Annotated in this window: 5 protein-coding genes; 3 read left to right on the top strand and 2 right to left on the bottom strand. The window is 72.1% G+C overall.

The window, feature by feature from the left end; translation table 11 throughout:
- Positions 1-255: 255 nt before the first annotated feature.
- Complete coding sequence (locus ACFYX4_RS40940) at positions 256-1,326, bottom strand: DUF3152 domain-containing protein (protein ID WP_389345076.1); 1,071 nt, start codon at positions 1,324-1,326, stop codon at positions 256-258.
- A 320-nt stretch (positions 1,327-1,646) separates the two neighbouring features.
- Entirely contained in the window at positions 1,647-2,744 is a 1,098-nt protein-coding gene (locus ACFYX4_RS40935; RefSeq protein ID WP_389345074.1) for an alpha/beta fold hydrolase, read from the bottom strand.
- Between the two features lie 199 nt (positions 2,745-2,943).
- On the opposite strand from ACFYX4_RS40935, the gene ACFYX4_RS40930 reads away from it, so the two are divergent.
- The 3 genes from ACFYX4_RS40930 to ACFYX4_RS40920 all read left to right on the top strand — a co-directional run bounded on the left by ACFYX4_RS40930 (position 2,944) and on the right by ACFYX4_RS40920 (position 4,445).
- The gene (locus tag ACFYX4_RS40930; RefSeq protein WP_389345072.1) at positions 2,944-3,162 is read left to right on the top strand and encodes a hypothetical protein; all 219 of its coding nucleotides are present in this window, start codon (positions 2,944-2,946) and stop codon (positions 3,160-3,162) included.
- Positions 3,163-3,418: 256 nt separating this feature from the next.
- Positions 3,419-4,060, top strand: a complete 642-nt coding sequence (locus ACFYX4_RS40925) for a TetR/AcrR family transcriptional regulator (protein WP_389345070.1) — start codon at positions 3,419-3,421, stop codon at positions 4,058-4,060.
- Positions 4,061-4,217: 157 nt separating this feature from the next.
- On the top strand, positions 4,218-4,445 hold the full coding sequence (locus ACFYX4_RS40920; protein ID WP_389345068.1) for a DUF3107 domain-containing protein: 228 nt from the start codon (positions 4,218-4,220) through the stop codon (positions 4,443-4,445).
- Positions 4,446-4,572: the final 127 nt, after the last annotated feature.

Genomic DNA, 4,572 nt, shown 5'->3' with positions numbered 1-4,572 from the left:
CCCCGCCCCCCCCCCCGCCGCGGGCGGGGGGGGCGGGGGCGGGGGGGGGGGGCGCGCGCCGCCCCCCCCCCCCCCCCGGCCCGCGCCGCCCGCCCCCCCCCCCCCCCCCCCCCCCCCCCCCCCACCAGAAGGGGTGAACGCTCGTAACTTTCCCGCGCGGCCCGCGTTCCGCCGCGCTAGGGAATCACCGCCGGAATCACCGCCGGAATCACCGCCGCAGTTACCGCCGGAATCACCGGCCCCGGCGCCGCCGGATCACCCGGCGGGATACGGCCACGGGTTGGGCAGACAGCGGATCCCGTCGTGTTCCAGGAACTTCGTCTGCTGCTGCATCACGGGTGCCAGATCGCCGCTCTTGTCGCAGGTCACATGGCTGTAGCCGAGCCGGTGGCCGACCTCGTGGTTGATGAGCATCTCGCGGTAGGCGTACATCTCGTCGCCGTAGGTCTGCGAGCCCTGCGCCCACCGGTAGGCGTTGATCATCACGCGCTCGGTGGCGGCGGAGTCGCAGGAGACGTTGTCCACGGTGGTGTCCAGGCCGGACTTCGCGCACCATTCGGCGGTGGTACCGGGGCTGGCGAGCGTGATGACGAAGTCGGGCTCGCCCGTGTGGATGCGTTCGAAGGTGCGCGCGCCGTCGTGCGCCCAGCTGCGCTCGTCGTTCAGCGTCTGCTGGACGGCTTCCGCGAAGAGCGCGGCGTCGAGGCCGAGCCCCTGCTCGACGTCCACGCGGTAGGTGTACTTCTGGCCCTTGCCGGGCGCCTTGGCGATGCCGGGCACGGCGTCGAACTCGCCCGAGCCCGCGAGTGTGACGCCGAGCGGGTAGCGCAGGTCCATCTTCTGTTCGTACGTCAGCGGCGCGGCGCTCGGGGCCGCGGCGGAGGGGCCCGGACGGCCGCCGCTGCGGTCGGTGGCGTCGCGGGCGTCGCGCGCGGACTGGTCGGTGGCCGACTGCGACTGGACGGAGCCCTCGTCGCGCGCGTCGGTGACCTGTCCGGCCACCACGATCGCCAGCACGGTGGTGACGGCGGCCGCCGCGATACCGGTGAAGGCCCGTCCCTTGCCGCCCTTGGCCGTCGCGGGCGCGCCGGAGGGCGGCACGTCGTCCTCACCCTCGGCGGTCGCACGCGGCTCCGCGTCCCATTCGGTGACGGAGGCGTACGGGTCGCTCGCGTGTGAGGAGACGGCACCGGACAGGGGCCTGCGGCGCGCGAAGACGTCGTCCTCCTCAAATGCGTCGAGGTAGTCCTGCCGGGGGCCGCCCGGGGACGCGGGTCGCTGACGGGGGATCAGGGGTCCGGCACCCTGTGCCGGACGACCCGTCAACTCACCCCATGCTCCCCCGGCTTCCCTCTGCTCCGGGTGACCGCCACGAGCCACCTGGGGGAAACCGTGCGCCGGAGTGCCGTCGGGCAACCTGGGGAAGCCGTGGGCCGGGGTTCCGTCGAGAAGCCGGGGAAAGCCGTGGGCGGGGGTTCCGCCGGCGGGCCGTCCCGTCGCTTCCTGACCGCGGTTGCCCCGCGTTTCCGGCACCGAAACCCATCTGGGCGCATCTGTCGAGGCGCTCCCGTAAGCGCTTGTGGTCTTCTCCTGCGGCGCGCTCCTGGGCGCCGCCCCCCGTCGGCTGTGCCGTCCCACGGCCCCCCTCAGCTCCCCGCGTCCGCGGATCCGCCGGTCCGGCCGACGGCCGTCCCGAGATCCTCCTCGAACCCCGCCGCGTCGCCCGCGGAGGAACCCGCCCCGGACCCCGCCCCGGTGCCCGTCACGACGTCCGTCCCGGTGCCCGCCCCGGAGCCCGTCTCCGCGAGCAGTTCGCGGAACGCCGTGGCGACCGTCTCCGGGTACTCCATCATCGCCACGTGCCCGGCGTTCGGCAGGGTCAGCAGTCGGGAGTCGCGGAAGGCGCGCGCGGACCTCTGCGCCATGCGGAAGCCTACGAGTTGGTCGCGGCCTCCGTAGACGAGGAGGGTCGGGGCGAGGACGCGTTCGGCCTGCCGCCACAGTCCATGCTGGCCGCCCAGCGTGTACGCGTTGACCAGCCCGCGCGCGGAGCGCGTCATCGCGTCCCAGAAGTACGGCAGCCGCAAGCGCCGTTCCATCTCCTCCACCGCGTACTGGAAGGCCTCCGGCGCGACCCGTCCGGGATCGCCGTAACAGAGGGCCGTCACGCCGCGCACGCGCTGCTCGGCCGTCCACTCACGGGTGAACCGGCTGAAGAGCGAGGCCACTCCGGGCAGGCCGAGCAGTCCCGTGGGCACCGCGGTGCGCTGCACGCGCAGTTCCGGCAGCGCGGGCGAGACGAGTGTGAGCGTGCGGACAAGGTCGGGGCGCACCGCCGCGACGCGCGTCGACACCGCGCCGCCGAGGGAGTTGCCGATGAGGTGCACGGGCCCGCGGCCGGATGCGTCGAGGTAGCGGATGACGGCACGCGCGTGTGCGGTGACGGAGTAGTCGCCGTCGTCCGGCGGCGGGGAGTCGCCGAAGCCGGGGAGATCGACGGCCTCGCTGTCGACGGCCCCGTCGAGCAGCGCCATCAGCGCGGACCAGTTCTGCGAGGAACCGCCGAGGCCGTGCACGAACAGCGCCGGCTCCAGGCCCTCGCGCGCGGGCGGCCTGGAACGGATCTTCAGCGTGACGCCCGGCAGCCCCACCGACCGGAGCCGCTCGCCCTCGGCCACCCTGACGGACACTTCCTTCGGCAGCACACTGGTGGGCGGCACGGAGGGCAGCTCGGTCGAAGACATGCCCGCAATGTTACGAGACGATCACGCCGTGACTTGTGTGTTCGCCGTCACAGGCAGCGGGGTGGACCACGCGCAGATGACGGCGCGAATCATGGGCACATCGCATAGCGTCCGAAAAGGGTGTCTCCTAGGCTCATAGGGAGGGCACCCGCGCGTGGCCCCTGCATTCTCAGGGGCGTCCATAGGAAGGGAGCCCGCCATGGCCGTCGACCCCACCGACCCCGAGACGTTCTTGAACGACGACGAGGGAGCGGATTTCGACGTCGAGGCGCCGGAGAACGACGCCGCGGAACAGCATGCGGACATCACGCCGAACCGCGACGATCCTCTGGAGGGCGTGGACCCCGCCCAGGCGAACGAGGCCGACCTCGTCGAACAGGCCCGCGTCGTCTCACTGGACGAGGACGACTACCGCTGACGACCGCCGCCGACGACTATTGCTGACGGCCGCCGTCGACAACCGCTGCCGATGCTGCCGACGCGTACGCCGAGCCGTATCCGCGGCAAGACGGAGGCGCATTCTGCCCGCTAAACACCGGTAGCAAACCTTCTGTACGGCTTTTACCATCGTCCGGTCCGTGAAATTCTGCGCTCGCACCGCGCGCGCCACGGTTACCGAAAAGTACGATGGCCGCGCGGCGGCACACCGCGAGTGGACGACTTTGGGAGGCGGCGTGACAGCCATCGAGCAAACTGAGGCAGCGCGCCCACGAGGCACGCGCTTGCCGCGCCGTGCCCGACGGAACCAGCTGCTGGGCGCCGCCCAGGAGGTCTTCGTGGCGCAGGGCTACCACGCTGCCGCGATGGACGACATCGCCGAACGCGCCGGCGTCAGCAAGCCGGTGCTCTACCAGCACTTCCCGGGCAAGCTCGACCTCTATCTGGCCCTGCTGGACCAGCACTGCGAGTCGCTCATCCAGGCGGTGCGGGGCGCGCTCGCCTCGACGACCGACAACAAGCAGCGCGTGCGCGCCACGATGGACGCTTACTTCGCGTACGTGGAGGACGACGGCGGCGCCTTCCGGCTGGTCTTCGAGTCGGATCTGACGAACGAGCCCGCGGTGCGCGAGCGCGTCGACAAGGTGACCAACGAGTGCGCCGAGGCGATCTGCGACGTGATCGCCGAGGACACCGGCCTCTCGCGCGCGGAGTCGATGCTGCTGGCCTCCGGACTCGGCGGCCTCGCCCAGGTGGTGGCCCGCTCCTGGCTGCACAGCGACCGCAGCGTCCCACGCGACCAGGCGGTGCAGTTGCTGGCCTCGCTGGCCTGGCGCGGCATCGCCGGCTTCCCGCTGCACGGCATCGAACAGCACTGAGCGAGTACGCGTACGTGCGGGCCGTCGGCCCTTTGTTCCCGTCCGTTGTTCGCTCCTGGCGTGGACGCCCGCGCCGTACCCGTCCCCTCACCGGGCTAATGTGTGCAGCGTACGGCGCGGACGCCCGCGCACCACTGACCGTCGGAGGGACATAGCCGTGGAGGTCAAGATCGGCGTGCAGCACGCGCCCCGCGAGATCGTTCTGGAGAGCGGTCAGAGCGCCGAGGAGGTCGAGCGCCTCGTGTCCGAGGCGCTGGCGGGGAAGTCGCAGCTGCTCAGCCTCGTGGACGAGAAGGGCCGCAGGGTCCTGGTCCCGGCCGACCGTCTGGCCTACGTCGAGCTGGGCGAGCCCGCCCCGCGCAAGGTGGGCTTCGGCACCCTGTAGGCGACGTGTGGCGAGGGGCCCGGCAGCCGAACGGGATGCTGTTGGTTTATTCGGGCCTGGTTGCTTCGCCCCGTCGCTGTGCGGCGGGGCGGAGTGCTGTCAGGGGGCTGGTGCGGGTGCGGGCTCG

The organism is Streptomyces sp. NPDC002328, from assembly GCF_042890065.1.
GTDB lineage: Bacteria > Actinomycetota > Actinomycetes > Streptomycetales > Streptomycetaceae > Streptomyces.
The sequence above is the reverse complement of the archived record's forward strand: the minus strand, read 5'-3'. Positions and strand labels throughout refer to the sequence as shown.

Coding starts and splice junctions, on each gene's coding strand:
- ACFYX4_RS40935 (WP_389345074.1), bottom strand. CDS start 2,744: ATGTCTTCGACCGAGCTGCCCTCCGTGCCGCCCACCAGTGTGCTGCCG.
- ACFYX4_RS40930 (WP_389345072.1), top strand. CDS start 2,944: ATGGCCGTCGACCCCACCGACCCCGAGACGTTCTTGAACGACGACGAG.